This is a genomic window from Halococcus qingdaonensis, from assembly GCF_024508235.1.
Classification (GTDB): Archaea; Halobacteriota; Halobacteria; order Halobacteriales; family Halococcaceae; genus Halococcus; species Halococcus qingdaonensis.
Genome location: NZ_CP101943.1, coordinates 2151000 through 2176321, shown reverse-complemented (window position 1 = coordinate 2176321; position 25322 = coordinate 2151000). Strand labels below are relative to the sequence as shown.

General features: G+C 66.7%; 28 protein-coding genes. 16 read left to right on the top strand and 12 right to left on the bottom strand.

The window, feature by feature from the left end; all coding sequences use genetic code 11:
* Positions 1 to 84 precede the first annotated feature (84 nt).
* From NO363_RS11230 to NO363_RS11220, 3 genes are read right to left on the bottom strand one after another with little or no spacing between them, the layout of a single operon-like run.
* Entirely contained in the window at positions 85 to 789 is a 705-nt protein-coding gene (locus NO363_RS11230) for an energy-coupling factor transporter transmembrane component T family protein (protein ID WP_256685144.1), read from the bottom strand.
* Positions 783 to 1496, bottom strand: a complete 714-nt coding sequence (locus NO363_RS11225) for an energy-coupling factor ABC transporter ATP-binding protein (protein ID WP_256685142.1) — start codon at positions 1494 to 1496, stop codon at positions 783 to 785. Before NO363_RS11225 ends, NO363_RS11230 begins: the two co-directional genes overlap by 7 nt.
* Entirely contained in the window at positions 1493 to 2074 is a 582-nt protein-coding gene (locus tag NO363_RS11220) for a biotin transporter BioY (protein ID WP_256685140.1), read from the bottom strand. The genes NO363_RS11225 and NO363_RS11220 overlap by 4 nt, the downstream gene beginning before the upstream one ends.
* 105 nt (positions 2075 to 2179) lie before the next feature.
* On the opposite strand from NO363_RS11220, the gene NO363_RS11215 reads away from it, so the two are divergent.
* On the top strand, positions 2180 to 2770 hold the full coding sequence (locus NO363_RS11215) for a conditioned medium-induced protein 4 (protein ID WP_256685139.1): 591 nt from the start codon (positions 2180 to 2182) through the stop codon (positions 2768 to 2770).
* Between the two features lie 341 nt (positions 2771 to 3111).
* Here the strand turns inward: NO363_RS11215 and thiL are convergent, their stop codons facing one another.
* Complete coding sequence (gene thiL / locus NO363_RS11210) at positions 3112 to 3981, bottom strand: thiamine-phosphate kinase (protein WP_256685137.1); 870 nt, start codon at positions 3979 to 3981, stop codon at positions 3112 to 3114.
* A 102-nt stretch (positions 3982 to 4083) separates the two neighbouring features.
* Here thiL and NO363_RS11205 point away from each other — a divergent pair, with 102 nt between their 5' ends.
* A complete protein-coding gene (locus NO363_RS11205; protein ID WP_256685135.1) occupies positions 4084 to 5103 on the top strand; it encodes a lysylphosphatidylglycerol synthase transmembrane domain-containing protein in 1020 nt (339 codons plus the stop codon).
* Between the two features lie 61 nt (positions 5104 to 5164).
* On the top strand, positions 5165 to 5620 hold the full coding sequence (locus tag NO363_RS11200) for a 30S ribosomal protein S19e (RefSeq protein WP_256685133.1): 456 nt from the start codon (positions 5165 to 5167) through the stop codon (positions 5618 to 5620).
* 108 nt (positions 5621 to 5728) lie between these two features.
* Here the strand turns inward: NO363_RS11200 and NO363_RS11195 are convergent, their stop codons facing one another.
* Entirely contained in the window at positions 5729 to 6571 is an 843-nt protein-coding gene (locus NO363_RS11195; RefSeq protein WP_256685132.1) for a polyprenyl synthetase family protein, read from the bottom strand.
* Between the two features lie 137 nt (positions 6572 to 6708).
* Here NO363_RS11195 and NO363_RS11190 point away from each other — a divergent pair, with 137 nt between their 5' ends.
* Positions 6709 to 7758 carry a phytoene/squalene synthase family protein gene (locus NO363_RS11190; protein ID WP_256685131.1) on the top strand — a complete coding sequence of 350 codons (1050 nt, stop codon included), beginning with the start codon at positions 6709 to 6711 and terminating at the stop codon, positions 7756 to 7758.
* Positions 7759 to 7774: 16 nt separating this feature from the next.
* On the opposite strand, the gene NO363_RS11185 is transcribed toward NO363_RS11190, so the two are convergent.
* From NO363_RS11185 to NO363_RS11175, 3 genes are read right to left on the bottom strand one after another with little or no spacing between them, the layout of a single operon-like run.
* Positions 7775 to 8746 (bottom strand): electron transfer flavoprotein subunit alpha/FixB family protein, encoded by a 972-nt coding sequence (locus NO363_RS11185; RefSeq protein ID WP_256685130.1) that lies wholly within the window; start codon positions 8744 to 8746, stop codon positions 7775 to 7777.
* On the bottom strand, positions 8743 to 9534 hold the full coding sequence (locus NO363_RS11180; RefSeq protein ID WP_256685128.1) for an electron transfer flavoprotein subunit beta/FixA family protein: 792 nt from the start codon (positions 9532 to 9534) through the stop codon (positions 8743 to 8745). Before NO363_RS11180 ends, NO363_RS11185 begins: the two co-directional genes overlap by 4 nt.
* A gap of 42 nt (positions 9535 to 9576) precedes the next feature.
* Complete coding sequence (locus tag NO363_RS11175; protein WP_256685126.1) at positions 9577 to 10650, bottom strand: helix-turn-helix transcriptional regulator; 1074 nt, start codon at positions 10648 to 10650, stop codon at positions 9577 to 9579.
* A gap of 98 nt (positions 10651 to 10748) precedes the next feature.
* Between NO363_RS11175 and NO363_RS11170 the strand changes: the two genes are divergently transcribed.
* Together NO363_RS11170 and NO363_RS11165 are read left to right on the top strand one after the other, a co-directional pair.
* Positions 10749 to 12068 carry a DUF7096 domain-containing protein gene (locus NO363_RS11170; RefSeq protein WP_256685124.1) on the top strand — a complete coding sequence of 440 codons (1320 nt, stop codon included), beginning with the start codon at positions 10749 to 10751 and terminating at the stop codon, positions 12066 to 12068.
* A gap of 26 nt (positions 12069 to 12094) precedes the next feature.
* Positions 12095 to 12556: a type IV pilin domain-containing protein gene (locus tag NO363_RS11165; protein WP_256685123.1), complete on the top strand. Its 462-nt coding sequence runs from the start codon at positions 12095 to 12097 to the stop codon at positions 12554 to 12556.
* Here the strand turns inward: NO363_RS11165 and NO363_RS11160 are convergent, their stop codons facing one another.
* Positions 12557 to 13177, bottom strand: coding sequence for a methyltransferase domain-containing protein (locus NO363_RS11160; RefSeq protein ID WP_256685122.1), 621 nt, complete (start codon positions 13175 to 13177; stop codon positions 12557 to 12559).
* Positions 13178 to 13596: 419 nt separating this feature from the next.
* Here NO363_RS11160 and ahaH point away from each other — a divergent pair, with 419 nt between their 5' ends.
* The 9 genes from ahaH to NO363_RS11115 all read left to right on the top strand — a co-directional run bounded on the left by ahaH (position 13597) and on the right by NO363_RS11115 (position 22554).
* The gene (gene ahaH / locus NO363_RS11155) at positions 13597 to 13923 is read left to right on the top strand and encodes an ATP synthase archaeal subunit H (RefSeq protein WP_256685121.1); all 327 of its coding nucleotides are present in this window, start codon (positions 13597 to 13599) and stop codon (positions 13921 to 13923) included.
* A gap of 10 nt (positions 13924 to 13933) precedes the next feature.
* Positions 13934 to 16141, top strand: coding sequence for a V-type ATP synthase subunit I (locus tag NO363_RS11150; protein WP_256685119.1), 2208 nt, complete (start codon positions 13934 to 13936; stop codon positions 16139 to 16141).
* Positions 16142 to 16309: 168 nt separating this feature from the next.
* Positions 16310 to 16573, top strand: a complete 264-nt coding sequence (locus NO363_RS11145) for an ATP synthase subunit C-like protein (RefSeq protein ID WP_004051688.1) — start codon at positions 16310 to 16312, stop codon at positions 16571 to 16573.
* A 13-nt stretch (positions 16574 to 16586) separates the two neighbouring features.
* Positions 16587 to 17165: a V-type ATP synthase subunit E gene (locus tag NO363_RS11140; protein WP_007739727.1), complete on the top strand. Its 579-nt coding sequence runs from the start codon at positions 16587 to 16589 to the stop codon at positions 17163 to 17165.
* On the top strand, positions 17162 to 18223 hold the full coding sequence (locus NO363_RS11135; protein ID WP_256685116.1) for a V-type ATP synthase subunit C: 1062 nt from the start codon (positions 17162 to 17164) through the stop codon (positions 18221 to 18223). The genes NO363_RS11140 and NO363_RS11135 overlap by 4 nt, the downstream gene beginning before the upstream one ends.
* 40 nt (positions 18224 to 18263) lie before the next feature.
* Positions 18264 to 18590 (top strand): V-type ATP synthase subunit F, encoded by a 327-nt coding sequence (locus NO363_RS11130; protein WP_007739725.1) that lies wholly within the window; start codon positions 18264 to 18266, stop codon positions 18588 to 18590.
* A gap of 3 nt (positions 18591 to 18593) precedes the next feature.
* The gene (locus NO363_RS11125; RefSeq protein WP_256685114.1) at positions 18594 to 20351 is read left to right on the top strand and encodes an ATP synthase subunit A; all 1758 of its coding nucleotides are present in this window, start codon (positions 18594 to 18596) and stop codon (positions 20349 to 20351) included.
* Positions 20352 to 20360: 9 nt separating this feature from the next.
* Positions 20361 to 21824: a V-type ATP synthase subunit B gene (locus NO363_RS11120; protein ID WP_256685112.1), complete on the top strand. Its 1464-nt coding sequence runs from the start codon at positions 20361 to 20363 to the stop codon at positions 21822 to 21824.
* 25 nt (positions 21825 to 21849) lie between these two features.
* Positions 21850 to 22554, top strand: coding sequence for a V-type ATP synthase subunit D (locus NO363_RS11115; RefSeq protein ID WP_007739718.1), 705 nt, complete (start codon positions 21850 to 21852; stop codon positions 22552 to 22554).
* On the opposite strand, the gene NO363_RS11110 is transcribed toward NO363_RS11115, so the two are convergent.
* Together NO363_RS11110 and NO363_RS11105 are read right to left on the bottom strand one after the other, a co-directional pair.
* Entirely contained in the window at positions 22551 to 22844 is a 294-nt protein-coding gene (locus NO363_RS11110; protein WP_256685110.1) for a hypothetical protein, read from the bottom strand. The two genes, NO363_RS11115 and NO363_RS11110, sit on opposite strands and share 4 nt — an antisense overlap.
* A 40-nt stretch (positions 22845 to 22884) precedes the next feature.
* Positions 22885 to 23478 (bottom strand): DUF6663 family protein, encoded by a 594-nt coding sequence (locus NO363_RS11105; protein WP_256685108.1) that lies wholly within the window; start codon positions 23476 to 23478, stop codon positions 22885 to 22887.
* A gap of 69 nt (positions 23479 to 23547) precedes the next feature.
* On the opposite strand from NO363_RS11105, the gene NO363_RS11100 reads away from it, so the two are divergent.
* The gene (locus NO363_RS11100; protein WP_256685106.1) at positions 23548 to 24465 is read left to right on the top strand and encodes a BtuF-related (seleno)protein; all 918 of its coding nucleotides are present in this window, start codon (positions 23548 to 23550) and stop codon (positions 24463 to 24465) included.
* Here the strand turns inward: NO363_RS11100 and ubaA are convergent.
* Positions 24462 to 25274, bottom strand: coding sequence for an SAMP-activating enzyme E1 (ubaA, locus tag NO363_RS11095; RefSeq protein ID WP_256685105.1), 813 nt, complete (start codon positions 25272 to 25274; stop codon positions 24462 to 24464). The genes NO363_RS11100 and ubaA overlap by 4 nt on opposite strands.
* Between the last annotated feature and the right edge of the window lie 48 nt (positions 25275 to 25322).

Below are 25322 nucleotides of genomic sequence, written 5' to 3'. Positions count from 1 at the left end.
AATCCGTTCCGAGTTTACGTGTCTTCCACGGCCGCCAAGCGAGGTCGTGTCGTCGCCATTCGTCCGCCGATATCGCCGATCGGTTCACAGCAGCGCCCAGACGAACAGCACGAGCGCGAACGCGAGGGCAGGACCGTCGAGCGCGGCGAACCGCAGCGCCGGCAGCGTCGGGTTCCAGGCGAAACAGCGGGCACGGAGCGCCACCGCGAGCCTGTCGGCCCGCATGTCCGCACGGCGAACGCCCGCGATGGCGACGAGTTTCATCCGTTCGGCGAGCGAGCGTTCGCTTCCGAGGCGCGCCCGCATCGCCGCCCGCGCCCGCGAGAGATCGGCGAGTACCACCGGTAGAAAGCGGAAGACGAGCGCCACGCCGACGCCACAGAGCCGTCCGAATCGCCCCGGCAGCAGTCGCTGGATGGCCGCTCGCGAATCGCGCACCGGCGTCGTCCTGACGTACGCGACGCTCACGACCAACACGAGCAGGACGCGATAGCTCGCGAGCGCCGGCGCGATCGCCTCGGCGGGGACGATCCACGGCGGAGCCGGCGAGAACGCGGCGAGCAGCGGTCCGGCGAGCACGAACGGGAGCGCGTAGCGAACCTCCCAGACGGCGACCTGCGGGAGGAGTTCCGCGACCACGAGAACGACGCCCGCGAGCACCGTTCCGATCGCGAGCCCGCGCGGGCTGGTGTGGGAAAACGCCGCGAGCGCGAACCCCACCTGCACGGCGAGTTTCGCCCGTGGGTCGAGTCGGTGGGCGATCGATCCTCCTGGCTCGTAGCTCAACACGGTGCGCGAACGGCGAGGCCCGACAACTGTTCGCGCGCGCGTTCGGGGTCCGCATCGAGCGCCACGCGCCCCTCGTTCATGACGAGCACGCGGTCGGCGAGCGCGAGCAGATCCCGCAGATCGTGCGTGACGACGACGATCCCCGTTCCCGCCTCACCGAGCGCTTCCAGCCGCGAGAGCACCGACTCGCGTGCCGGCTGATCGAGCCCGGCGAACGGCTCGTCGAGCACGAGATGGTCGGGCTCCATCGCGAGCGCGCCCGCGATCGCGACGCGTGCCTGCTCACCCCCCGACAGCCGATCGATGCGCTCGTCACCGCGCCCGTCCATCCGTACCGCCGCGAGCGCGTCCGCGACACGCTCGTCGATCGTCCCCCTCGCGAGTCCGAGGTTCTCCGGCCCGAAGGCGACGTCGGCGGCCACCGTCGCGGCGACGAACCCGTCGCGGGGGTCCTGAAACGTCATCGCCACGGCCGTCCGGGCGGCCACGACGTTCTCGTCGACAGGTTGGTCGTTCACCGACACGCTCCCCGCGTCGGGTTCGAGCAGCCCGTTGAACTGTCGGACGAGCGTCGATTTGCCCGACCCGTTCGGGCCGGCGAGCACGACGAACGAGCCATCCCGAATCGTGAGCGAGACGTCGTCGACGGCCGGAGCACCCGATTCGTCACTCCCGTACCGAAAGGTCAGCCCACGCGTCTCGATCATGCAGCGGTCATTACGTCGCTGCGGACGATGCCGACGGCGGCGGCGATCTTCACGATCTCGGCTGGAATGAACACCGCCGCGCCGACGAGAAACGCCTCGACGGGCCCAAGATTCTGGACGATCATCATCCCGGCCACGCCGATCGCGTAGATCACGACCGTGCCGAGCGCCAGCCCGCCGACCAGTCGACCGAGCCCAACCGCTCCCGGATCGACGGGTGTGCGACCACCGTGGACGACGCCCCCGATGACGGCCGCCGCGAGCGGATAGGAGAGCAGATAGCCGGCCGTCGGGCCGACCAGAACGCCGATCCCCGCCGCCCCGCCGGCGAAGATCGGCGCGCCGAGCGCGCCCGCGAGCAGATACAGCCCGCAGGCCACGCCGCCCCACAGCGGCCCGAGGAAGATCCCGGACAGGAAGACGCCGAGGACCTGCAGCGTCACCGGTGCGGGCGAGATCGGGTTCGGAAAACTCACGTAGGCGAACGCGCCGGTCAGAGCGGCGAACAGCGCTGCACGGGCGAGGTTGCTCACCACTTCGTCGCCGACGAGTTCGGTGTCGGTGTTCTCGATGCTCATACATCCACCCTTCCGTCAACCCATATAATACGATCGGTTGACGAACGCGCTGTTGCCGGCGGCAGGCTTTTACCGATAGCTCGCCGACAGTTCGGTCCCCCACTGATGGACGAGAAAACGGAATCGCTACGCGACATCTTCATCGACGTCACCGAGGAGTCGACCGTGACCGAACACCAAGAGGACGTGCGCGGCTCGCTCACGCGCGACGGCTCGACCGAGGAACGCACCGCGGATGTCATCACGGCGATGGCCGACCGCTACGACCTCCCGACGAGCCTCGACGACGCCCAGCGCGTCGACCTCGTCGCGGCGTTCTACGCGGGCGCGGACGACGACTCCATCGCCGAATCGCTCGACACCACCACCGAAACCGTCGAACGCACCCGCCTCGCGCTCCACCTCGTCCGCGAGCGCGAGACCGACAGCCCGATCGAACCGAGCGAGCTCCGCGACCGCCTCGCCGACGCCGACGTCGCGACGGTCGCCGCCGACCTCGACACCAGCCCCGAAACCGTCGAACGCCACCGCCGCGTCGCCGAAACGCAGGCCGCCCGCCGCGCCGTCGGCGATCGCTTCCGCGAAGCCTTCGACGAGATCTATCTCGACGCCGACCTCGCCAGCCACACCGACGACGTCACTCGCGACGGGCTCGACGAGGCGACCGAAGGAATGGAGAACGAGCTTTCGCTCTGAACGTTTTTGCAAGCGGGGGTCGCGCTCGCTCACCACGTTCGCTCGCCCGACCCCCGCTTGCAAAAACGTTCATGAAAAACTTCCCGCTCACTCGCTGCGCTCGTTCGCGGTGAACCGCGCTCGTTCCACTCGCGCGGATGCTGGCTTTCCGCAAACCACACAGCAGCGCAGAAGCCCTCGCTCCCTCACTTCGTTCGCGATCTCGCCCTTCATCCACCAGGAGGGCTATGCTCTCCTGAGCCTCGGCTCGCGCCGCTCGCCGAGACGCCAGGCCCGCACCGCAACCGCACCGCCGGCCGCAGCCGGCGGCTGCGACCGTTGCACCAGCTACCGCCTCGGTCCTATCCGTGAGTGAACCCGCGGTCGGGGAGGGACTCCCCGTCGAGCGTGACGCCGTCCTCGACGACCGTCCCGATGCGCGTGATGGCCACGGGTGAGTCCTCGCGGACCGCTTCGAGGTCGTCCTCGGAAACCGTGAATACCAGTTCGAAATCCTCGCCGAAAAACACGCCCAGTTCGTGAGCCTCGTCGCGATCGTCGGCGACTTCCTCGACCGATTCGTCGATCGGGAGCGTCTCTGAAACGCACATTCCGCAGTCGCTCGCGTCGGCCAACTGGTGCAGCGAGCGTGCGAGCCCATCGCTGCTGTCCATCATTGCGGTCGCGTGCTCGCTGATGGCCTTTCCCGCTGCGACCCGCGGGTTGAACTGGAACAGTTCGTTCGCGCGCGCGTCGTCGCCGCGCTCGAACAGCCTGAGTGCCGCCGCGCTCCGCCCAAGCGTGCCGGTGACGCAGATCGCCTCGCCGGGGTTCGCGCCGGAGCGAAGAACCGGATCTTCGGCCCGCCCGAGCACCGTCGTCGCCGCGGTGAACTCCTCGTGCGTGTCGAGATCGCCGCCGACGTACTCGGCAGCGACCGACTCGCAGACATCGCTGGCTCCCTTGACGAACGCCGTCAGCTCGTCCTCGTCGAACGCGGGGGCAGCGTAGACCGCGACCGCCGCGCTGGCCGCTCCGCCCATCGCCGCTACGTCCGAGAGCGAGGCCGCGACCGCCCGCCAGCCGGCCGTGTATCTGGTGGTGCCATCGGGGAAGTCGGTCGTCTCGTGGAGCATGTCCGTCGTGAGCAGCGACCCGTCGAAGACCGCACAGTCGTCGCCGGCTCCCGCGACGCGCCCGGAGAGCAGCGCGAGCGCCGCCCGTTCGTCCATGCCCCGCATGACGGGGCGGCGACCAAAACCGGTCCGGTTCGCCCGAGGGACCGACGGCGGGCGTTCCGGAGGGTTCATGCCACGGTCGGTCTTTCGGCGGATATGACACGCGGCGGAAACCTCAGAGCGACGCTCGTCGGTTTCGCGGGCGCGCTCGTCGCTCTCGCCGCTCTCTCGTTGCTCGTCGGTATCGAGGACATCCTCGGTGCGCTGTCGCTGGCCGACCCCTCGGTGATCTTCGTCGTGGTCGCCGTCGCGGTCTGCTGGCTCACGGCGTGGGGGCTCTCGCTGCGCACGGTGCTCGGCGTTCTCGGTGCGCCGATTACGGCTCCGGTCGCCGTGCTCGTCTTCGCGGGCGCGACCTTCGCCAACAACGTCACGCCGTTCGGACAAGCCGGCGGCGAACCGGTGAGCGCGCTGCTGGTCTCGCGGGCCTCCGACAGCGAGTACGAGACCGGGCTGGCGGCGATCGCCAGCGTCGACGCGCTCAACTTCGTCCCCTCGATCGTGCTCGCGTTGATCGGTTTGGGCTACTTCGCGACCACGATCACCTTCGGCGAGAACCTCCTGCTCGTCTCGGCCGTCGTCGTCGGTTTCGCGATCGCGCTGCTCCTCGCCGTCTACTTCGGCTGGACGAACCGCTATCGCGTCGAGCGCGTCGCCGTCGACACGTTGACGCCGCTCGCCAGACGGGTCGGCGCGTTCGTTCCAGGCGTCTCGCCGCCGAGTCGCGCGGGGCTCGAACGCCGGATCGAGGGCTTCTTCACCGCCGTCGAGCGCGTCGGCACCAACCCGCGGGGACTGCTGCTCGCGCTCTGTTTTTCGGCCGCTGGCTGGGTCGGTCTCGCCACGTCTCTCTGGCTCTCGCTGTTCGCGCTCGGCCACACTGTCCCGGCGGCGGTCGTACTCGTGGCGATCCCCGCGGGCGCGATGGCCGGTGTCACGCCGCTCCCTGGAGGGCTGGGTGGCGTCGAGGCGGTCCTCGGCGCGCTCGTGACCGCGACGACCGGCAGCATTCCGGCGGCGACGGTTCTTGCGGCCGTCCTCATCCATCGTGGAGCGACCTACGCGCTGCCGACGGTCGTCGGCGGGGCCACCGCCGCAGTGCTCGCCGACCGGTGACCCCGACCGGCGGTCGAACGCTAACGACGCGTTTAAACCCCGCGCCGAGCGTTTTGGAAGCATGGCAACTCTCTACGACGTTCCGGCGAACGAGCTCATCGCGGCCGTCGCCGCGGAGCTCCCCGATTCGGTCGAAGAGCCCGACTGGGCACGGTTCGCCAAGACCGGCATGAGTCGCGAACTCCCACCCGAACAGGACGACTTCTGGCGCACCCGCGCCGCGAGTCTCCTCCGTCGCGTCGCCATCGACGGCGAGATCGGCGTCGATCGGCTCACGACCGCCTACGGCGGCTCGAAGGGTGGCTCGAATCGGTACACGGTCGCCCCGACGAAATCCACCGAGGGCAGCGGGAAGATCATCCGTACCGCGCTCCAGCAGCTCGAAGAAGAGGGACTGGTCGAGACCGCCGAAGGCGAGGGGCGACGCGTCACGCCCGAGGGTCGTAGCCTGCTCGACGAGACCGCCGGCGACGTGCTCGCCGACCTCGATCGTCCGGAACTCGAACGCTACGCCTGAACTTTCTCGTACTGTCGGACGGGGCTGATCGGAATCTCCTGACACGAACAGCCGATCGCCAGAGTGTGGTTCCGAGACCCGTTCTTCGGAGACGTCTGTCTAACAGTATCAGCGCTCGCGTTCCACGACGAACTCTGCGAGATCACGGAGATAGCCCGCGGCCTGTTCGTCGGCCAGCTCGACGGAATCGAGTGCCGATAGCGCCGCGTCGGCCTTCCGGCGTGCGCGGTCGGTCCCCTCCGTGGGCGTGAGATCGGTGATCTCGACGAACGACGGCCGCTCCATCGCGCTGTCCTGCCCGGTCGGTTTGCCGAGCTCGTCGGCGTCGGCGGTCGCGTCGAGCACGTCGTCACGGATCTGGAAGGCGACACCCACCCCTTCGGCGTACTCGCCGAACGCCTCGACGGTGCGCGCGTCGGCGTCGGCCGCCACCGCACCCAGTTCCGCGGCCGCGCGAAAGAGCGCGCCCGTCTTCCGGCGCGCGAGTTCCATGTACTCGTCCTCGGCTGTCGGGCGGTCGACGAGTTCGGTCGCTTCGCCCTCACCGAGTTCGACCAGCGCCTCGCTGACGACCTCCATCGCGCGCTCGTCGGTCGCGAACAGCGCGAACGCCTCGCCGAGCAGGCCGTCCGAGGTGATGAGCGCCGGGCCGTAGCCGAACGATGCCCACGCGCTGTCGGTCCCCCGGCGGACGGCCGAATCGTCGATGATGTCGTCGACGACCAGCGACGCGCTGTGGACGAGTTCGATGCCGACCGCGAAATCGACCGCCGCCTCGCTATCGCCGCCGGCGGCCTCGCAGGCCAGCATCGTGACCGTCGGGCGGACACGCTTGCCACCCGAGAGCGCGACGTGGGCGATCCGCGCGCCGAGCGTGTCGGGTTCGACCACCTCGCAGACGGCTTCGAGGCGGTCCTCGACGAGCGCCCGCCGGCGTTCGAGATCGTCCATCGTCCGATGTTGGGTCGGCGCGTGAAAGTAGGTGACGGTCCCGCCATCGATCCCTCGCTGCCGATATGCCGTGTCACTCCTGAACGTGTGGTTCGTATTTCTCAGAGCTTTTGTAGTTCAGACGCCTATCAACAACGATGATTGCTGATACACCGACCGATTCCGAGCGCGAGTGGTGTCACGACGCGCTCGACGGTACTTCGCGCACCTTCGCCATCACCGTCGATCTGCTCGACGAGCCGATGGCGACGCAGATCTGTGTCAGCTACCTGCTCTGCCGGATCGCGGACACGATCGAGGACGCCGGTCACATCCCACCGGCCACCCAGAGTACGCTGCTTCGCGACTACGATCGCGTGCTCGATCCTGACGACGACCACACGGTCGAGGCGTTCGAGCACGCCGTCGAACCGTGGCTCCCCGACGATGGTGGCGAGGACTGGCGCGTCGTCGCCAACGCGCCGCGGGTGCTCCGGGCGTTCGAATCGCTCGCACCCGACGCGCGCGCCGCGGTGCTCGACCCGATTCGCGAGCTCGTCTCCGGGATGGCGCTGTTCGTCGAGCGCCACGCCGACACCGACGGCCTCCGGATCGAGACGATCGAGGAACTGGAGGAGTACTGCTGGTACGCCGCCGGGACGGTTGGCACGCTCGTCACGAACCTGCTCGCCCGCGATGCCGGCCCCGAGCGGACCCGCAGACTTCGCGAGACAGACCGTTCGTTCTCGTTGCTCCTCCAACTCGTGAACGTCGCGAAGGACGTCAGTGACGACTATCGCGAGGAGAACAACGTCTATCTCCCGACGGAGTGGCTCCGTGCCGAGGACGTCGATCCCGAGAACGTCTGTGAGCCGTCGAACACAGGGTCGGTCGCGCGCGTCATCCGCCGCGTCACCGATCGGGCGGAGAGCTATGCCGACGACGCACGGCGCTATCTCGCCGCCGCACCCGAGACGAACGGCAACACGCTCGCGGCGTGGGCGGTGCCGTATCTGCTCGCGATCGGGACGCTGCGCGAACTCGACGCCCGCGCCGAGGACGTGCTCCGCGAGGGCGGGGTGAAGATCTCCCGTGCGGAAGTGCTCGCGATCGTGGGCCAGTTCGCCACCGACGACAACCCGCCGCTCGAACGGCTGCGGACGGAGATCGAAGCGCAGCCGTACGATCTCGCGGTGGCCGAATCCTGAAAAAGTGGAACTCTCCTCAGAGTGCGGGCGGTTCGCCACCGAAGGCTTCGATGAGGGCGGGGACGACGTCGAAGAGGTCGTCGACGACGCCGTAGTCGGCGAGATCGTAGATGGGAGCGCTCGCGTCGGTGTTGATGGCGACGATGGTGTCGGCACCCTTCATGCCGGCGACGTGCTGGACGGCCCCCGAGATGCCGATGGCGATGTAGATGTCGGGCGTCACGACCTTCCCGGATTGGCCGACCTGCCGGTTTTTGGGCAGCCAGCCGTTGTCGACGATCGGGCGTGATGAGGAGAGCGTCGCGCCGAGGGTGTCGGCCAGCGCTTCGACGAGCGCGATGTTCTCTTCTTCCTCGATACCGCGGCCGACGCTCACCAAGACATCAGCGTCGGTGATGTCGACGTCGCCACCACCGACTTCTTGGAACCCAGTCACGGTCGAGCGGACGGCCGATTCGTCGATCGAGACGTCGAATTGGCTGATTTCGGCATCGCCAGTGCTCTCGGCGGGTGGCCACTCGCCGGGGCGGATCGTCAGTGCTACCCGATCGGCGTCGACCTCGACCACTGTCTCGACCTTCGAGCCATACATCTCGCGAGTGACGGCCAGTTCGTCACCGTACTCGACGTCGATGGCGTCGGTGACGAGTGGCAGTGACAGACTGTTAGCAACAGCTGGTGCGTAATCGAGCCCGTTGACCGTGTTGGGTAGCAAGAGCAGTTCCGGAGCCAGTTCGTCGAAGAGCGCTTCGACAGTTTGGGTGTAGACGTCGTGGTTGAACTCCTCGCCCTCACTAATCGTGTGAATCGTATCGACGCCCTCGCGGTTCAGTTCCTCGGCGAACCCGTCGACGTCGCCGCCGATGACGGCCACGTGAAGGTCGCCACCGGCGGCGTCGGCGAGGTCGCGCCCGGCAGTGACGAGTTCGAAGCTCACATCACGAAGATCGCCACGGCGGTGTTCGGCGACGGCGAGTACGTCGCTCATGCTTCGACCCCCTCGTCGCGGAGGAGCTCGGCGAGTTGGTCGGCCTCCTCGTCGGGGCTGCCCTCGAAGAGGGTGGCGTCGCTTTCGGTCTCCGGTTCGTAGAGCTCGGTGAGTGACACCGCACTGTCAGTAACGCTGGCGTCGAGACCCAGTTCGTCGAGGGTTTTGGGCGCGATCTCCTTGGACTGGGCCTGTCGAATCCCGCGCAGGCTCGCGTACCGTGGTTCGTTGATCCCCGTCTGGATGGTCAACACGGCGGGTAGTTCGACGTCAGTGAACTCCTCGACGCCGCCTTCGAGTTCTCGGTGGACCGATGCGGTGTCGCTTCCTGGCTCGTATTCGAGATCGTTGACGACGGCGGCCCACTCGAAGCCGACTTCCTCGGCGAGGGACACTCCGGTCGCGCCGAAGGCGGTGTCGTCCGATTGGACGCCAGTGAGAACGAGATCGGGCTGTTCGTCCTCGACGACGGCCGCCAGAACGTCGGCTTTGGTCTCGCTGTCGAGATACTCCGTCGCCTCCAGATTCTCGTCCCAGACACGGACGGCACGATCGACGCCTTTGGCGAGCGCCATGCGGATGGTTTCGTCGGCGCGCTCGGGCCCGATCGTCACCGAGACGACCTCGACGTCGTCGCCCGCTTCCTGGAGCTGGACGCCCGCCTCGACGGCGTAGTCGTCCCACTCGTTGAGATCGTAGTTCAGGTACTGCTCGTCGATGGCCAGCCCGTCGATTTCGAACTCGTCCTCGACGTCGGCCACCTCCGCCACTGCCACCAGAACCTTCATGAACGATTCACTCATCGCGCGGCTGTTAACGGTTCCGGAGTGTCACCCTTCCCCATCATCCGGGAGGCTGATGAGGTTCTCGCGCCCGATGCGGAGTTTCTCGACGCGGCCCTCGTCGGCCATCGCCGAGAGCAGCTGTGAGACCTTCGCGTTCGACCAGCCGGTCTCGGTGACGATGGCGGCCTGTTTCATCCGTCCGTCGTTGCGTTCGAGCAGGTGCTCGACGCGCTCCTCGTCGGAGAGCAGTTCGGTCTCCGTTTCCGTCGGCGGTGGCGCGGCGGGTTCGCTCGCCGTCGATTCGTCGGTGGATGGCGCGTCGGCCGTCGATGCATCGTCGCCGTTGTGCCGTGCGAACGCGTAGACCCCGACGACGGTGAGCGCGACGATCCCGACGCCGACCGCCAGCGCAGGCAGCGACGCCAGCGGACCGCCCGATTCAGGCGTCCGATTCGCACTCTCACGGCTCGTGAACACGGCTCTCGGCGATCCCGGCTGGAAGCTTTCCGGGCCGTTCCAGACGAGCGTGCCGTTGGTGAATCCGACCGGCGAACGGGTGACGACGTATCGCGGTGGCGACTCGACGATCAGGGTCTGGTTCGCGGCGAGGCCGGGCAGCCACGTCCCGCGGGTGGTGTTGAACGCATCTCCGACGATCAGCCGATCGCCGCTCGTCCGGGCGAATCCCGTCCACGTGAATCCCAGAACGAGCCGTCCGGTGTCGGGCCCGCTTGCGTTTTCGCCGACGATGGTCGCGTTTCGCGTGACGTTCGTCACGTTCATCGACCGGCCGGTGACGATGCTCGATTCGTTGGCGGCCCGCCGGAAGGTTCCGACCGAGAAACCGGCGCTTCCCTCCTCGAACCGTCGCCCGAGCGCGCGAAACGCCGACGAGTCGTTCGTGTTGTCGAGGACGAACCCCGTCGACACCCTGAACCGTGCGTCACCGTTCGACCGTGGGTGGATGGCGATGGTCGTGTTGGTCGCGCCGCTGGGTTGGCCGGCGTCCGCCTGCGCCGTCGGCGCGAGCCCCTCTGTATCGGGCGTGACCCCTCCGGTCACTGGAGTGGTGACGACGGCCACGAGGGCGAGGACGACGAGTACCGCCCGGACGCGCATACGGGCCGTCCTCGGGCCGACGCGAAAACGGTTTCCATCCCTGACCTGTCCGTCGTCGGCGACATGGTTTTAATACCAGCCGTTCGTTCCCTCTCCCAATGCGTCGTGCGCTCGTCGTGGTGGTGTGTTGCTGTCTGCTCGCCGGGGCTGCGGTCGCGGTGCCGAGCGCCGGCGATCGGCAGCACGCCCGGCCGGCGACGCCGGCAACGAACACGAGCGAGTATCTGACGATCGGCCCGAATACGGCCGAATCGTCCGGCTATCAACGGGCGACGCTTGACGTGTCGGGGACACTCGCGCTCGATACGCGCGGTCTCGACGGTCGCTACCGACAGCTCGTCCTCGACGAGCGCTTCGCCGCGACCGACTCGACGGCCAAACGTCGAGCAATGCTCCAAACGAACGCCGACCGCATCGAATCGCGTATCGACGGGCTGCAGCGCCAGCAGTCGACGGCGGTGCGCGAGTACAACAACGGGACGAGCACGGCCCGCGAGTTCGTCATCGAACTCGCGCACATCCACACGGCGGCCGGACGGCTCGGCGTGGCCGCCGGCCGTGTGGCCGATCGCGCACGCTCGATCCCCGGTTCGACCATCGACGGCCAGCCGGCGGTCAGCTGGGCACGCAACCGCGGCGTCGAGCTCGGTCCGCTGCGCGGCCCGGTCCGCGAGAGCATCGCCACGACGCTGCGCGGGCAGAACACGGTTCCGCTCGATGCGTCGACCGCTCCCGATCTCGAAGCTGCGCAAACGGCACCCGACGAGCGCCTCGAAGCGCTTGATCTGTACGTTGCAACCTCAAACGAGGGCGTCGTGCTGGCGACGGTCGACGACGGTCGCCACTCCCGCGAGGCGTATCTCCCGAGTGAACGGGCCAACGAATCGGCGGGCAGTCTGACCGACATCACCGCCGCGCTCGATCGCGTGGCCGATCGCTACCCGTGGGCGTGGAACAACTCCGTGTCACGGGACGCGAGCGGCGATCGACGGGCGGGCGTCTATCGCTTCACGCTGTTTTACGATCACGGCCGCCTGACAACCAACCTCGACAGCCGCTCGGGCGCGGTGTTCTCCGAACAGCAGCGAAACCGTCTCTCGGCCATGCCCACGACCGATCCGCTCCGCCGGACCAGCGGCGGCCTCCGACTGATCGTCAACCGTACCTACCCCACGGGCCCGGTCGAACTCTCGCTCGCGGACCGCGCGGGCGATCCGGTCGATGGGCGCATCACGATCGCCAACCACTCGATCGGTCGCACCGGCACCGATGGCTCCCTCTGGGCGGTCGCGCCACGGAACAGCGCCACCGTCGTCGCCCGGGCGAACGGCGACACCGTCCGGATCGAGACGGGATTCTCCCCGGCTGGCAACCGGACCACGACCATCGCTGGCTCTCCATCCACAACCGAACGTTGAAATAGCAGGCCGAGGCCAGCCGTGGTGTGTCACGCCGTGCCGTCGCCCCGGTCGTCGGCGTCGTCCTCCTCGTCGGCGTCACCGTCGTGCTCGCGGCTATCGTCGGGGCGTTCGCCATCGGCATCGGCGATTCGGGAAACGCACCGGAAGCCGCCATCACGGCGACGTTCGGCAACGAACATCCGAACCAGATCAATCTCACACATCACAGCGGCGACGTGCTCGACGTGACCGAACTCACCGTCCGTGTCTACGTCGACGGTGAACCGCTCGAAAAGCAACCGAATGTCCCGTTTACAGGAACTCCGGGTTTTAAAGACACGCCTACCGGCCCGTTCAATCCCGAAAGCGATCCTCGATGGACGGCAGGCGAGATGGCATCGCTGACCATCGCCAGCACGACCAACGCCCCACAGCCGACCGCTGGTTCGCAGGTCACGGTCAAGATCTATTCCGAGGGCGAACCGGTGGCGACAGCGCGAACCTGACTACTCAGGTACGCGTGCGAGCGTCGTGATCGCACGCGGGCTCCCGGGGTTGGCCTGCTGGATGCGATGTTCGACCACGTCGAGATCGGCCGCAGCGAACATCCGATCGGCTTCGTCCTCGTCGTAAAACAGCATGATCGCGTCGGCGAGTCGGCCGACCACCGAGGTCTTCGGCGCGTCGGGGCCGACGACCAGGACGTTGCCGCCCGGCTCCGTGACGCGCCGGCACTCGCGCAGGGCCGCCACGGGATCGGGCCAATATTCGATCGAACCGGACGACCAGAGCGCGTCGAACGTATCGTCCTCGAACGGCAGGCGCTCGGCATCCCCACGGTAGAACTTAACCGGTCCGTCCCGCCCGAACTTCCCGTGGGCACGCTTCAGCTGGTGGGGGCTCTGATCGAGTCCATGCACGCGTTCGGTGTGTTCGAGCAACCCCTCGGTGCCGAAGCCGGTCCCGCAGCCGACATCGAGCACGCGATCGTCCTCGTCGACGTCGAACAAGTCGAGCGCTTCCGCACGCATCTCGGCGTTCCAGACGAACGGGTTGATCTCGTCGTAGACGTTCGAGAGGTACTTGTAGAACACCTGTGCACGCGCCTTGTTCTCGAGGATGCCCATTGGCGGCTCTCCGGTCGCCGCCGGGATAAACACCCACCTTTTTCTGCGTCGGGTGCGCTCGCCTGCGGCTCGCGCACCACTCCTTGAAAAATCTGGACCAAAAACTCCCGCTCGTTCGCTCCGCTCACTCGCGGCGAACCGCGCTCACTCCGTTCGCGCGGATACTATCGCTTACTGCACCGCGACAGCCACATACCTCCCCAACCGATTCGCTCCGTTCAGGCTTTGCCCTCACTTCACTCATCCGCCGTCAGAACGAAGTTCCGACGAGCCTGCACTCACTTCGTTCGTGCAGACCTCGCACGTTCCCCGGCCGGAGGCCGGATTCATCGCGCGCCACAGCAGTCTCGGGTGCGTTCACGATGGCTGACGGACATTCGCAACTACCAAATAGCCGCTCACACAACCCTCGCAGAAGAATGGCGAGACCAGAGGTTCTCGACCGAATCCAGGACGCCGAGCGGGAGGCCGACGAGATACTCGACGAGGCCAAACGCGAGCGCGAGGAACGCATCGCCGAGGCCCGCGAGGAGGCCGAGGAGATCCGCGAGGAGGCCCGCGAGGAGGCCGATGAACTCGAACAACAGCGCTTCGAGGAGGCCCGCGCGGAGATCGAGGCCGAGCGCGAGGAGATCCTCGCCGCCGGCGAGGCCGAGCGCGAACAGCTCGAAGCGGAGGCACGAGAGCGCAGCGACGAAACCGTCGAGTACGTCGTCGAGCGCTTCGTCGAGAAGGTACATGCTTAGGCCAGAGCGGATGAGCCGGGTGTCGGTCACCGGCGCGGACCGCGTGCTGGAAGACGTCATCGAGACGATCCACGAGCTCCGGCTGGTCGACGTGACCGACTACGACGGCGCGTGGGACGGGTTCGACCCCGGCAACCCGATCGCCGGTGCCGACGAGGCCGCCGAACGCCTCGTCACCGTCCGCTCGCTCCAGTCGCTACTCGACGTCGACCCCGAGCGCGAGGGCCGTATGGGATCGGTCGACGTCGCCGACCGGCTCGAATCGGTCCGCGAGGAGGCCAACGCGCTCGACGACCGTCGCGAGGAGCATCGCGAGGAACGCCGCTCGGTCGACGAGCGCATCAGCGCGATGGGGCCGCTCCGAGCGCTCGGCATCGACCTCGACCTGCTGTCGGGCTACGAAAACCTCGAAACGCGCGTCGGCGAGGGCGAGCCTGACTCCGTCCGCGCGGCGCTCGACGCGACCGACGACGTCGCCCGCCACGAACTGTTCGTCGAGGACGACGCCATCGCGGTGTTCGCCGAACCCGCTGCTGGCGAGGAAGGAGTGCTCGAAGACGTGCTCGTCGGCGCGGAGTTCGCGGCGATCGACGTGCCGGAGGGCGACGGCGCGCCCGCGGAGTACGTCTCGGAGCTCGAAACGCGCCGCGACGAACTCGATCGGGAGATCGCGGACGTCGAGGACGAACTCGACGCGCTGCGCGAGGAACACGCCGACTTCCTACTGGCGGCCGAAGAGCAGCTCGCCATCGAGGTCGAAAAGCGCGAGGCACCGCTCTCGTTTGCGACGACCGAGAACGCCTTCGTCGCCGAGGGCTGGATCCCCACCGAGCGATTCGTCGATCTCGCCGAGGCGCTCTCCGACAGCGTCGGCGAGCACTGCGAGGTCGAGGAGCTCGAACGCGCCGACTACGACAGCGATGGCCGCCTCGTCAACCGCGAGCAGACCGACGCCGACGAGGGTGGCCGCGGCGAGCCGGAGACGGCCGCCGACGGCGGTGTCAGGGTCGAGACCGACGGCGGCAGCGCCGAGGCCGACCGGCCGATGTCCGGCAGCGAGCCGCCGGTCGTCCAGGAGAACCCCGATCCGGTACGACCGTTCGAGATGCTGGTCAATCTCATCGACCGGCCGAAATACTCCGAACTCGACCCGTCGGTCGTGCTCTTCCTGACGTTCCCGGCTTTCTTCGGGTTCATGATCGGCGACTTCGGCTACGGACTGCTCTATACGGCGATCGGCGGGCTGGTCTACACGCGCTTCGAGAGCGACGGGATCCGCAGCCTCGGCGCGATCGGCCTCTGGGCGGGCGGATTCACGATGCTGTTCGGCATCCTCTACGGCGAGATCTTCGGACTGCATCTCATCACCGACTACGTCTGGGGCGGCCACCCTCCGATCGAAAAGGGGCTGTCGCCGGCCGGCGTCGAGTGGGCCCAGCTCTGGCTCGTCGTGAGCCTGCTCGTGGGGCTGCTGCACATGACCGTCGGCTACCTCATCGGCTTCGTCGAGGAGTTCATGGAGGCCGACCTGCGCACGGCCGTGCTCGAATCGGGCTCGTGGCTCATCCGGATGCTCGGCATCTGGATCTGGATCTTCAGCGAGTCGGCCGCCGACTCCAAACCCGAGTTCCTCTTCACCGTCTTCAACGGTGAACCGTTCGCGCTCGGCTTTTCGGGCTTCTCGGCGACGGTCGGGATCGTCGGCCTGGTCGGCGGCTTCCTGCTCGGCGTCGTGCTGTTCATCATCAGCGAGGTGGGCCACTTCGGCGTGCTGCCAGGGATCGTCTCGGGAGCGCTCGAGAGCCTCCAGGTGCTCGTGAACGTGCTCTCGTACACCCGTCTCGCGGCGGTGTTGCTGGCGAAGGCCGGGATGGCGTTCGTCGTCAACCTGCTGTTCTTCGGTGCCTATCGGGAGGGTCCCGCGGGTGCACAGGAGTTCCACTTCCTGCTCGATCACGGACCCGACTACGTCGACGGGCTCGGCTCCGGAGCCGAACTGATGTTCCCCGGACTGATCCACATGGGCATCGGCGGCGTGATCGGCGGGATCGTGGTCTTCCTCTTCGGGCACGTGGTCGTGCTCGCGCTCGGAATCACCAGCGCGGGCCTGCAGGCGATCCGCCTCGAATACGTCGAGTTCCTGAACAAGTTCTACGAGGGCGGCGGCGATCGGTACAACCCCTTCGGTCGCGAGCGCGAACACACGGCCGAAAACTGACGGATCACCTCCCGAACGAGGGGGTGTCACTCCAACCTTTTTACTCCGCTGTGTGGGGTTATGAGCCTGTCCATCCGTGGTTGACGGGATTTTTTGGGAAGCTTTATGAATCCGGTCGCGGGAGTAGACACTGTTCGGATACGAGCGAACACGCAACGGAACTAATCCATGATAGGACTCGAACTCACGGCTGCGTTTATCGACGCGATGGTACTGCTTCAGCAAGGTGGCCCGGCGATCACCGGGACCGGTGTGGCGGCGCTTGCGGTCGGGTTGGCCGGCTTCGGCGCGGGCTACGCCGAGCGCGGGATCGGTGCGGCGGCGATCGGTGCGCTCGCCGAGGACTCGATCTCGTTCGGTATCGCGCTGGTGTTGACCGTGCTGCCGGAGACGATCGTGCTCCTGACGCTGGTCACACTGTTCCTGCAGTAGCGCCCTCCCATCAATGAGTCTCGATACGGTCGCCGAAGACATCAAAGACGACGCCAGGGAGCGCGCCGAGCGCATCGAACGCGAAACCGACGAACGCGTCGACGAGATCCTCGCCGATGCCGAGAGCGATGCCGACGATATCATCGCCGAGCGCGAGGACGATCTCGATTCGCGAATCGAGCAGGAACGCGAGCAGAAACTCTCCAGTGCGAAGCTGGAGGCCAAACAGAAACGCCTCGAAGCCCGCCGCGACAGCCTCGCCGACGTCCGCGATCGGGCCGAGGCGGCGGTTGCGGACATCTCCGGTGACCGGCGCGAGGAGCTGACGCGCGAGCTGCTCGACGACGCCGCAGGGGAGTTCGACGACGGCCCCGTCACGGTGTATGGTCGCGACGACGACGCCGCACTCATCGAATCGATCGTCGCCGACTACGACGGTTTCGAACACGCCGGCTCGGTCGACTGTCTCGGCGGCATCGTCGCCGAGAGCGACGCCTCGCGCCTGCGGGTGAACAACACCTTCGACTCGGTGTTCGACGCGGTCTGGGACGAGGAGTTGAAGGCGGTCAGCGAGCGACTGTTCCAGCAATGAGCACGCGAACGAACGGATCGGGGTCGAACTACGAGTACGTCACCGCGCGCGTGCGTTCGCGCCGGGCAAAACTGTTCGACGAGGACGATTATCGGAAACTGATCCGGATGGGGCCGGGCGAGATCGCCCGGTTCATGGAGGAATCGGAGTACGAGGAGGCGATGAACGCTCTCGGCGCGCGCTATTCGGGCGTCGATCTCATCGAGCACGCCCTCCACCGCAACCTCGCGAACCACTTCGACGATCTGCTTCGGTTCGCCGAGGGACGACTGTACGACTACATCGCGCGCTATCTCCGCCAGTTCGACGCCTGGAACATCAAAACGGTGATGCGCGGGATCTACTCGGATGCCGAGCGCGAGGCGGTCGAAACCGACCTCATCCGCGCCGGCGAGTTCTCCGAGCGACGCATCGAGCGCCTGCTCGGCGCGGAGTCGATCGAGGCGGTGATCGACGTGCTCGCCGATACGATGTTCGGCGACGCGCTCGCCGGTGCTTACGGTGAATACGAGGAGCGAGCAGTGCTCGTCCCCCTCGAAAACGCCGCCGATCGGGCGTTCTACGAAGCGTTGATTGCGGGGCTGCCCGACGAACCGAACCGGGCGACGCAGCTGTATATCGACTTCCTCGAAGCCGAGATCGACTTCCGCAACATCGAGAACGCGTTGCGGCTTTCGCGAAGCGGTGCGGACATCGATCCCGCCGAATACTACATCGACGGTGGGCGGCTGTTCGACGAGGAGGAGCTCGGTGCGCTGGTGGCCAACACCGACGAGCTCGTCTCGCGCCTGCGCGAGAGCACATACGGCGATGATCTCGACGCGGCGCTTTCCGAACTCGAATCGGCCGAGGGCCTCTCGGGCGTCGATCGTGCCCTCAACAGGGCGCTGCTCGAGTATTCGCGGACGCTCTCGAACCGGTATCCGCTCTCGGTCTGTCCGGTGTTCGCCTACGTGCTGGCGAAGATGCGCGAGGTGGACAACGTCCGCGCGATCGCGCGCGGCAAGGAGGCGGGGCTCGACCCCGAGACGATCGAGGAGGAGCTGGTGATGGTATGAACCGACAGGCCGAAACCGACGCAGTCCCGATGGGGAACGCATGAGCCAGGAGATCGCCGTCGTCGGCAGCCCGGAGTTCACGACGGGCTTTCGGCTCGCGGGCGTCAGAGCCTTCGAGAACGTACCCGACGACGAGAAAGACGCGGAACTCGATGCGGCCGTCGAGCGGGCGTTCGACGACGAGGAGATCGGTATCGTCGTGATGCGAGAGGACGATATGGACCATCTCTCGCGCGGCGTCAGACAGGACGCCGAGACGAGTATCGAACCCACGTTGGTGACCCTCGGCGGTGAGGGAGCCGGCAGCGGCGGACTGCGCGAGCAGATCAAACGCGCCATCGGCATCGACTTGATGGACGAGAACTAATTTATGAGTCAGGCAACCGATACACAGGGCGATGAGGACGGCACGATCGCGAGCGTGAGCGGCCCGGTCGTCGTGGCGGCGGACCTCGGCGCGCGGATGAACGACGTGGTCTACGTCGGCGACGAAGGGCTGATGGGCGAGGTGATCGAGATCGAGGGCAACCGGACGACGATCCAGGTCTACGAGGAGACCTCGAACGTCGCCCCCGGTGAGCCCGTCACGAACACCGGCGAACCCCTCTCGGTCGATCTGGGGCCCGGCATGCTCTACTCGATCTACGACGGCGTTCAGCGCCCGCTCGACGAGCTCGAAAACCAGCTCGGCGCGTTTCTCGACCGCGGTGTCGACGCGCCGGGCATCGAGATGGACGAGACCTGGGAGTTCACGCCCACCGTCGAGAAGGGCGACGAGATCGAGGCCGGCGACATCGTCGGCACGGTCCCGGAGACCGAGAGCATCGAACACAAGGTGCTCGTGCCGCCGGACTACGAGGGTGGCGCAGTCACGAACGTCGAGGAGGGCGAGTTCACCGTCACCGAGACGGTCGTCGAACTCGATTCGGGCGAGGAGGTCACGATGCATCAGGAGTGGCCGGTGCGCGAGGCCCGCCCGACCGTCGACAAGGAGACGCCGAAAACGCCCCTGATCACGGGCCAGCGCGTCCAGGACGGACTGTTCCCGCTCGCGAAAGGTGGGACGGCGGCGATCCCGGGACCGTTCGGCTCCGGGAAGACCGTCACCCAGCAGAGTCTCGCGAAGTACGCCGACGCCGATATCGTCATCTACATCGGCTGTGGCGAGCGCGGCAACGAGATGACGGAGGTGATCGACGACTTCCCCGAGCTCGAAGACCCGAACACCGGGAAGCCGTTGATGTCTCGTACGTGTCTCATCGCCAACACCTCCAACATGCCGGTCGCGGCACGCGAGTCGTGTGTCTACACGGGCATCACGATCGCCGAGTACTACCGCGACATGGGCTACGACGTGGCGCTGATGGCCGACTCCACCTCGCGGTGGGCGGAGGCGATGCGCGAGATCAGTTCGCGTCTGGAAGAGATGCCGGGCGAGGAGGGCTATCCGGCCTACCTCGCGGCGCGCCTCTCGGAGTTCTACGAGCGCGCGGGCTACTTCCAGAACATCAACGGCACCGAGGGATCGATCTCGGCGGTCGGCGCAGTCTCCCCGCCGGGTGGCGACTTCTCCGAACCCGTCACCCAGAACACGCTGCGCATCGTGAAGACGTTCTGGGCGCTCGACGCCGATCTCGCCGAGCGCCGGCACTTCCCGGCGATCGACTGGGACGAGTCGTACTCGCTCTATCGCGACCAGCTCGACCCGTGGTTCGAGGAGAACGTCGCGAGCGACTGGCCCGAGGTGCGCCAGTGGGCCATCGACACGCTCGACGAGGAGAGCGAGCTCCAGGAGATCGTCCAGCTGGTCGGCGAGGACGCGCTGCCGGACGACCAGCGCCTCACCCTGGATATCGCGCGCTATCTGCGCGAGGCGTTCCTCCAGCAGAACGCGCTCGACGACGTCGACGCCTACTCCGCGCCGGAGAAGACCTACCTCATCATGCAGGCGATCAAGACCTACAACGACGAGGCGTTCGCGGCACTCGACGCCGGCGTTCCGGTCGAGGAGATCACGGGTATCGACGCCGCACCGCGGCTCAACCGCATCGGCGCGACCGCGGAGTACGAGGAGTTCATCGACGACGTCGAGTCGAACATCGAGAGCCAGCTCCGGGAGAAATACTGACTACCAAAAATGAAAGAATACAAAACCATCGAGGAGATCAGTGGGCCGCTCGTGTTCGTCGAGATCGACGAACCGGTGGGCTACGACGAGATCGTCGAGATCGAGCTACCGAACGGTGAACAGAAGCGCGGTCAGGTGCTCGAATCGAACGAGGAGTTCGCCTCGATACAGGTCTTCGAGGGCACCGACAGCATCAACCGTGATGCCTCGGTCAGGTTCCTCGGCGAGACGATGAAGATGCCCGTCACCGAGGACCTCCTCGGCAGAGTGCTCGACGGCTCGGGTCGCCCGATCGACGACGGTCCGGAGATCGTCCCCGAGGAGCGCGAGGACATCATCGGTGCGGCGATCAACCCCACCGCCAGAGAGTACCCCGAGGAGTTCATCCAGACGGGTGTCTCGGCGATCGACGGGATGAACACCTTGGTACGGGGCCAGAAACTGCCGATCTTCTCGGCGTCCGGCCTCCCGCACAACGATCTCGCGCTCCAGATCGCCCGGCAGGCGACGGTGCCCGAAGAGATCGACGAGGAGGGCGACGACGAGGACGGATCGGAGTTCGCAGTGGTGTTCTGTGCGATGGGCATCACCGCCGAGGAGTCCAACGAGTTCCTCGCGGACTTCGAGCGCACCGGTGCGCTCGAACGATCGGTCGTCTTCTCGAACCTGGCGGACGACCCCGCCGTCGAGCGCCAGATCACGCCGCGACTCGCACTCACCACGGCCGAGTATCTCGCCTTCGAGAAGGGCTATCACGTACTCGTCATCCTGACGGACATGACGAACTACTGTGAGGCGCTGCGCGAGATCGGGGCCGCCCGCGAGGAGGTGCCCGGTCGGCGTGGCTACCCGGGCTACATGTACACCGACCTCGCCCAGCTCTACGAGCGCGCGGGTCGGATCAAGGGTCGCGAGGGATCGGTCACGCAGATCCCGATCCTGACGATGCCCGGCGACGACGACACGCATCCGATCCCCGACCTCACGGGCTACATCACCGAGGGCCAGATCATGATGGACCGCGACCTCAACAGTCAAGGTGTGCAGCCGCCGGTCAACGTGCTGCCGAGCCTCTCGCGGCTGATGGACGACGGGATCGGCGAGGGCCTCACGCGCGAGGACCACGGCGACGTCTCCGATCAGCTCTACGCTGCCTACGCGGAGGGTGAGGACCTGCGCGACCTGGTGAACATCGTCGGTCGCGAGGCGCTCTCCGAGCAGGACAACCGCTATCTCGATCTGGCCGACCGCTTCGAGACCGAGTTCGTCGATCAGGGCTTCGACAACAACCGCGACATCGAGGAAACCCTCGACATCGGCTGGGACCTGCTCTCGATGCTCCCGAAATCGTCGCTCAACCGTATCGACGAGGAGCTCATCGAGGAGCACTACCGAGAGGACGTCGACGAACCGGGCGAGGAATCGGCGGGCGACGAGAGCGACGGTGCGGCCGAGTCCGAGGCCGAAGCTTAAGGGTCTCGGTCGACTATTTCAGGCAATGGCAAACGACGTCAAACCCACGCGCAAGGAGCTGATGGCGATCGAGGATCGCATCGATCTCTCCGAGCGCGGTCACGACACCTTGGAGCAGAAACGCGACGGGCTCATCATGGAGTTCATGGACATCCTCGATCAGGCCCAGGACGTGCGCTCGGGCCTCGGCGACGACTACGAGGAGGCCCAGGAGACGATCGACATGGCACGTGCGATCGAGGGCGATCTCGCGGTGCGCGGGGCGGCCGCGGCGCTCAAAGAACATCCCGAGATCACCATCCAGTCGAAGAACATCATGGGCGTCGTCGTCCCCCAGATCGAGTCCTCGAAGGTGCAGAAGGGGCTCGACGAGCGCGGCTACGGCATCCTCGGTACGAGCGCGCAGATCGACGAGGCCGCCGACGCCTACGAGGAGCTGATCGACTCGATCGTTCTCGCCGCCGAGGTCGAGACCGCGATGAAGAAGATGCTCAACGAGATCGAGACCACCAAACGGCGGGTCAACGCCCTCGAATTCAAGCTGCTGCCCGAGCTCCACGAGTCACAGGAGTACATCGAGCAGAAGCTCGAAGAGCAGGAGCGCGAGGAGATCTTCCGGATGAAGAAGATCAAGAACAAGAAAGAGGAAGAGGAGCGCGAGGAACGTGAGGCGGTCAGCGCCGAGGAAGCCGAGCGTCCCGAGGGCGAAGTCGCCGTCACCTCCGATTAATCGTCGGTACGCTCGCTGTAGGCCGCATATCGTAGCAGGTTCATGCTCCATTCTTCCGGGAGATCGTCGACGAGTTCCGTGACGCTTTCCTGACCGTATTCGTTGTCGAGCAGCGCCGCGATGTGATCGGCGGCTTTCCCGTAGGCGACGCTCTTGCCTTCGGCGTCGCCCGCGTCGTGCTCGGCCATCCCGTCGCCGTTCTCGATCGCGTCGAGTTTGTGCATCCCGCTCAGCACGCGCAGTCGCAGTCGCACGTTCTCCAGGTCTTCGCGGTCCGTCTCGTCGAGCATGGGTGGTCGCGTTTGGGTAGCGTGGCGTATAAACGACGCGTCAGAGGCCGTCGTAGCTCTCGACCATCGTCTCGGCGAACCGACCGTCGCGGTCGGCCGCGATGACGACGAGGACGAACGGCTCGTCGGCCGGTTCGAGGACGAACACCGCGAACGGCGGATCGGCGCTCGCGGCCAGTCGACCGATGAGCGGTTCCAGCGGCGTGATCCCGTCGGCGAACTCGTCGTAGAGTCGTCGCTGGCCGGCCTGTTTGGCGAACGTGTAGACGACGCCGTTGGCCTCGCCATCGGTGTTGCGCGTCGTCCGTGCGTTCATCGCTCGTCCCTCGCGTTCGGCCTCCTGCCACGTCTCGCGGGCGACCTCGAAGATACCGGTCGCGCCGTCGGCGAACTCGATCGTCGTGCGCGTCTCGATGTCGACGTCGGCGAAGCGGGGCGTTCCATCGGTCCAGGAGAGCGTGGCGGCGATGCGGTTGCCCGGTTCGATGTCGTCGACCGTCCGTCCGAGAGTGCCGTCGTAGCCCTCGGTCGTGACGTAGGTCGGGTCCTGGCTGCTCGTATCGAGCAGGAGGAGTTCGGCCGGATCGCGCGGACTGGCGAGCACGCGGAAGGTGCCGCTCGTCGTCGATTGCATACGTGTTGCTGGCTCCGTACGGTGAAACCGTTCACGAAGGGCTATGGTCGTCGCGCCCCTCGCTCGGGCATGCGCGTCGTTTCGCTACTCCCCTCGGCGACCGAGATCGTCGCGGCGCTCGGCATCGAGCCGGTCGGCGTCTCCCACGAATGCGACCACCCACCGCGAATGGCCGACAAACCCGCGGTCAATCGCTCGCGAGTCGACCCCACCGCGTCGAGTACGGAGATCGACGAACAGGTGCTCGAAGCCGAGCGGTCGGGTGGCGTCTACGACATCGAACTCGACACGCTCGCGCGCCTCGATCCCGATCTCGTCGTCTCGCAGGGGATCTGCGAGGTCTGTGCGGTCGACGCGGTGGCCGTCCGCGAGGCGGTCGACGAGCTACAACTCGACTGTGAGGTACTCACGACCGATCCACACAGCATCGGCGATGTCTTCGACGACATCCGTCGTATCGGCGCGGCGACGGGGACCGAGGAACGGGCGACGGAACTCGTCGCCGATCTCGAAGCACGCGTGCAGGCCGTCGAGCGAACGGCCACGATGACCACCGAGCGCCCGCGCGTGGCGGTGCTCGACTGGACCGATCCAGCGATGGTCGCCGGTCATTGGATCCCCGAGATGGTGGAAATGGCCGGCGGTTCCTACGGACTGACGGACCACGGAGCAGCCTCGCGCCCGGTCGAATGGGAGACGATCCGCGAGTACGATCCCGAGGTGCTGGTCGTCGCACCCTGTGGGTTCGATCTCGATCAAACCACGGAGAATCTCGTCGACCTGACCGATCGCCCAGGCTGGGACGAGCTGACCGCCGTGCAGGACGGCCGGACGTACGCCATCGATGGTCACCAGTACGTCAACCGGCCCGGGACCCGGCTGGTCGACTCGCTCGAACATCTCGCCGGCGTGATCCACCCCGAGGCCTTCGAGCGTCCACCGAGAGAGGCTGCGCGCCCGCTGTCGGCGCTGACGATCTCTTCTTAGTCGGCGACTGCACAGGAACCGGCGTACTCGATCTCCTCGATCGAGTCGATACCGCTCTCGCCGCAGACCGGACAGTCGGGGTCCGCCCCGAGCGGGAGTTCCTCGAAACTCATCGCCAGCGCGTCGTAGGAGAGCAGTCGGCCGTCGAGGCGCTCGCCGATGTCCATCAGTGATTTCACCGTTTCGGTCGCCTGTATCGTCCCGATCACGCCGGGGAGCATGCCGAGCACGCCCGTCGTCGCACAGTCGGGGACCGTGCCTGCTGGGGGTGCCTCGGGGAACAAACAGCGATAGCACGGCGACTCGCCCTCGAAGGTCGTCACTTGGCCCTCGAAGCGGTAGATCGCGCCGTGTGAGAAAGAGATTCCGGCGAGCGTGCAGGCGTCGTTGACGAGATATCGAGTCCGGAAGTTGTCGGAGCCGTCGACGACGAAATCGTAGCCGTCGACGAGCGAGCGGACGTTTTCGGGACCCAGCCGTTCGTCGTGGGGCTCGACGGTCACGTCGGGGTTCAGCTGTGCGACGAACCGGGCGGCGCTGTCGACTTTCTTCTCGCCGACGTCGTCGTCGCCGTGGACGACCTGGCGCTGGAGGTTGCTGCGCTCGACCACGTCGTCGTCGACGATCCCCAGCCGACCGACGCCCGCGGCGGCGAGATACTGGATCGTCGGCGCGCCGAGCCCGCCTACCCCGACGACGAGCACGCGCGCGTCGAGCAGCGACTCCTGACCGGCCGGACCGACCCCGTTCATGATAATGTGGCGGGAATAACGGTCGAGCTGGGTCGCGTCGAGGCTGAGATCGCTCATACAACCCTTACGTCGCCGGCGGAATAAACGCGCGGGTCGTCCGACCGA

Excerpts from the sequence above, each read along its gene's own strand:
- NO363_RS11175 (WP_256685126.1), bottom strand. The coding sequence starts at position 10,650 with ATGCGCGTCCGGGCGGTACTCGTCGTCCTCGCCCTCGTGGCCGTCGTC.
- NO363_RS11220 (WP_256685140.1), bottom strand. The coding sequence starts at position 2,074 with ATGAGCATCGAGAACACCGACACCGAACTCGTCGGCGACGAAGTGGTG.
- NO363_RS11180 (WP_256685128.1), bottom strand. The coding sequence starts at position 9,534 with ATGAAGGTTCTGGTGGCAGTGGCGGAGGTGGCCGACGTCGAGGACGAG.
- NO363_RS11105 (WP_256685108.1), bottom strand. The coding sequence starts at position 23,478 with ATGCAATCGACGACGAGCGGCACCTTCCGCGTGCTCGCCAGTCCGCGC.
- NO363_RS11200 (WP_256685133.1), top strand. The coding sequence starts at position 5,165 with ATGGCAACTCTCTACGACGTTCCGGCGAACGAGCTCATCGCGGCCGTC.
- NO363_RS11150 (WP_256685119.1), top strand. The coding sequence starts at position 13,934 with ATGAGCCGGGTGTCGGTCACCGGCGCGGACCGCGTGCTGGAAGACGTC.
- NO363_RS11120 (WP_256685112.1), top strand. The coding sequence starts at position 20,361 with ATGAAAGAATACAAAACCATCGAGGAGATCAGTGGGCCGCTCGTGTTC.
- NO363_RS11185 (WP_256685130.1), bottom strand. The coding sequence starts at position 8,746 with ATGAGCGACGTACTCGCCGTCGCCGAACACCGCCGTGGCGATCTTCGT.
- NO363_RS11115 (WP_007739718.1), top strand. The coding sequence starts at position 21,850 with ATGGCAAACGACGTCAAACCCACGCGCAAGGAGCTGATGGCGATCGAG.
- thiL (WP_256685137.1), bottom strand. The coding sequence starts at position 3,981 with ATGGACGAACGGGCGGCGCTCGCGCTGCTCTCCGGGCGCGTCGCGGGA.
- NO363_RS11205 (WP_256685135.1), top strand. The coding sequence starts at position 4,084 with ATGACACGCGGCGGAAACCTCAGAGCGACGCTCGTCGGTTTCGCGGGC.
- NO363_RS11140 (WP_007739727.1), top strand. The coding sequence starts at position 16,587 with ATGAGTCTCGATACGGTCGCCGAAGACATCAAAGACGACGCCAGGGAG.
- NO363_RS11125 (WP_256685114.1), top strand. The coding sequence starts at position 18,594 with ATGAGTCAGGCAACCGATACACAGGGCGATGAGGACGGCACGATCGCG.
- NO363_RS11100 (WP_256685106.1), top strand. The coding sequence starts at position 23,548 with ATGCGCGTCGTTTCGCTACTCCCCTCGGCGACCGAGATCGTCGCGGCG.
- NO363_RS11135 (WP_256685116.1), top strand. The coding sequence starts at position 17,162 with ATGAGCACGCGAACGAACGGATCGGGGTCGAACTACGAGTACGTCACC.
- NO363_RS11145 (WP_004051688.1), top strand. The coding sequence starts at position 16,310 with ATGATAGGACTCGAACTCACGGCTGCGTTTATCGACGCGATGGTACTG.
- NO363_RS11195 (WP_256685132.1), bottom strand. The coding sequence starts at position 6,571 with ATGGACGATCTCGAACGCCGGCGGGCGCTCGTCGAGGACCGCCTCGAA.
- NO363_RS11225 (WP_256685142.1), bottom strand. The coding sequence starts at position 1,496 with ATGATCGAGACGCGTGGGCTGACCTTTCGGTACGGGAGTGACGAATCG.
- NO363_RS11130 (WP_007739725.1), top strand. The coding sequence starts at position 18,264 with ATGAGCCAGGAGATCGCCGTCGTCGGCAGCCCGGAGTTCACGACGGGC.
- NO363_RS11215 (WP_256685139.1), top strand. The coding sequence starts at position 2,180 with ATGGACGAGAAAACGGAATCGCTACGCGACATCTTCATCGACGTCACC.
- NO363_RS11110 (WP_256685110.1), bottom strand. The coding sequence starts at position 22,844 with ATGCTCGACGAGACGGACCGCGAAGACCTGGAGAACGTGCGACTGCGA.
- NO363_RS11160 (WP_256685122.1), bottom strand. The coding sequence starts at position 13,177 with ATGGGCATCCTCGAGAACAAGGCGCGTGCACAGGTGTTCTACAAGTAC.
- ahaH (WP_256685121.1), top strand. The coding sequence starts at position 13,597 with ATGGCGAGACCAGAGGTTCTCGACCGAATCCAGGACGCCGAGCGGGAG.
- NO363_RS11170 (WP_256685124.1), top strand. The coding sequence starts at position 10,749 with ATGCGTCGTGCGCTCGTCGTGGTGGTGTGTTGCTGTCTGCTCGCCGGG.
- NO363_RS11190 (WP_256685131.1), top strand. The coding sequence starts at position 6,709 with ATGATTGCTGATACACCGACCGATTCCGAGCGCGAGTGGTGTCACGAC.
- ubaA (WP_256685105.1), bottom strand. The coding sequence starts at position 25,274 with ATGAGCGATCTCAGCCTCGACGCGACCCAGCTCGACCGTTATTCCCGC.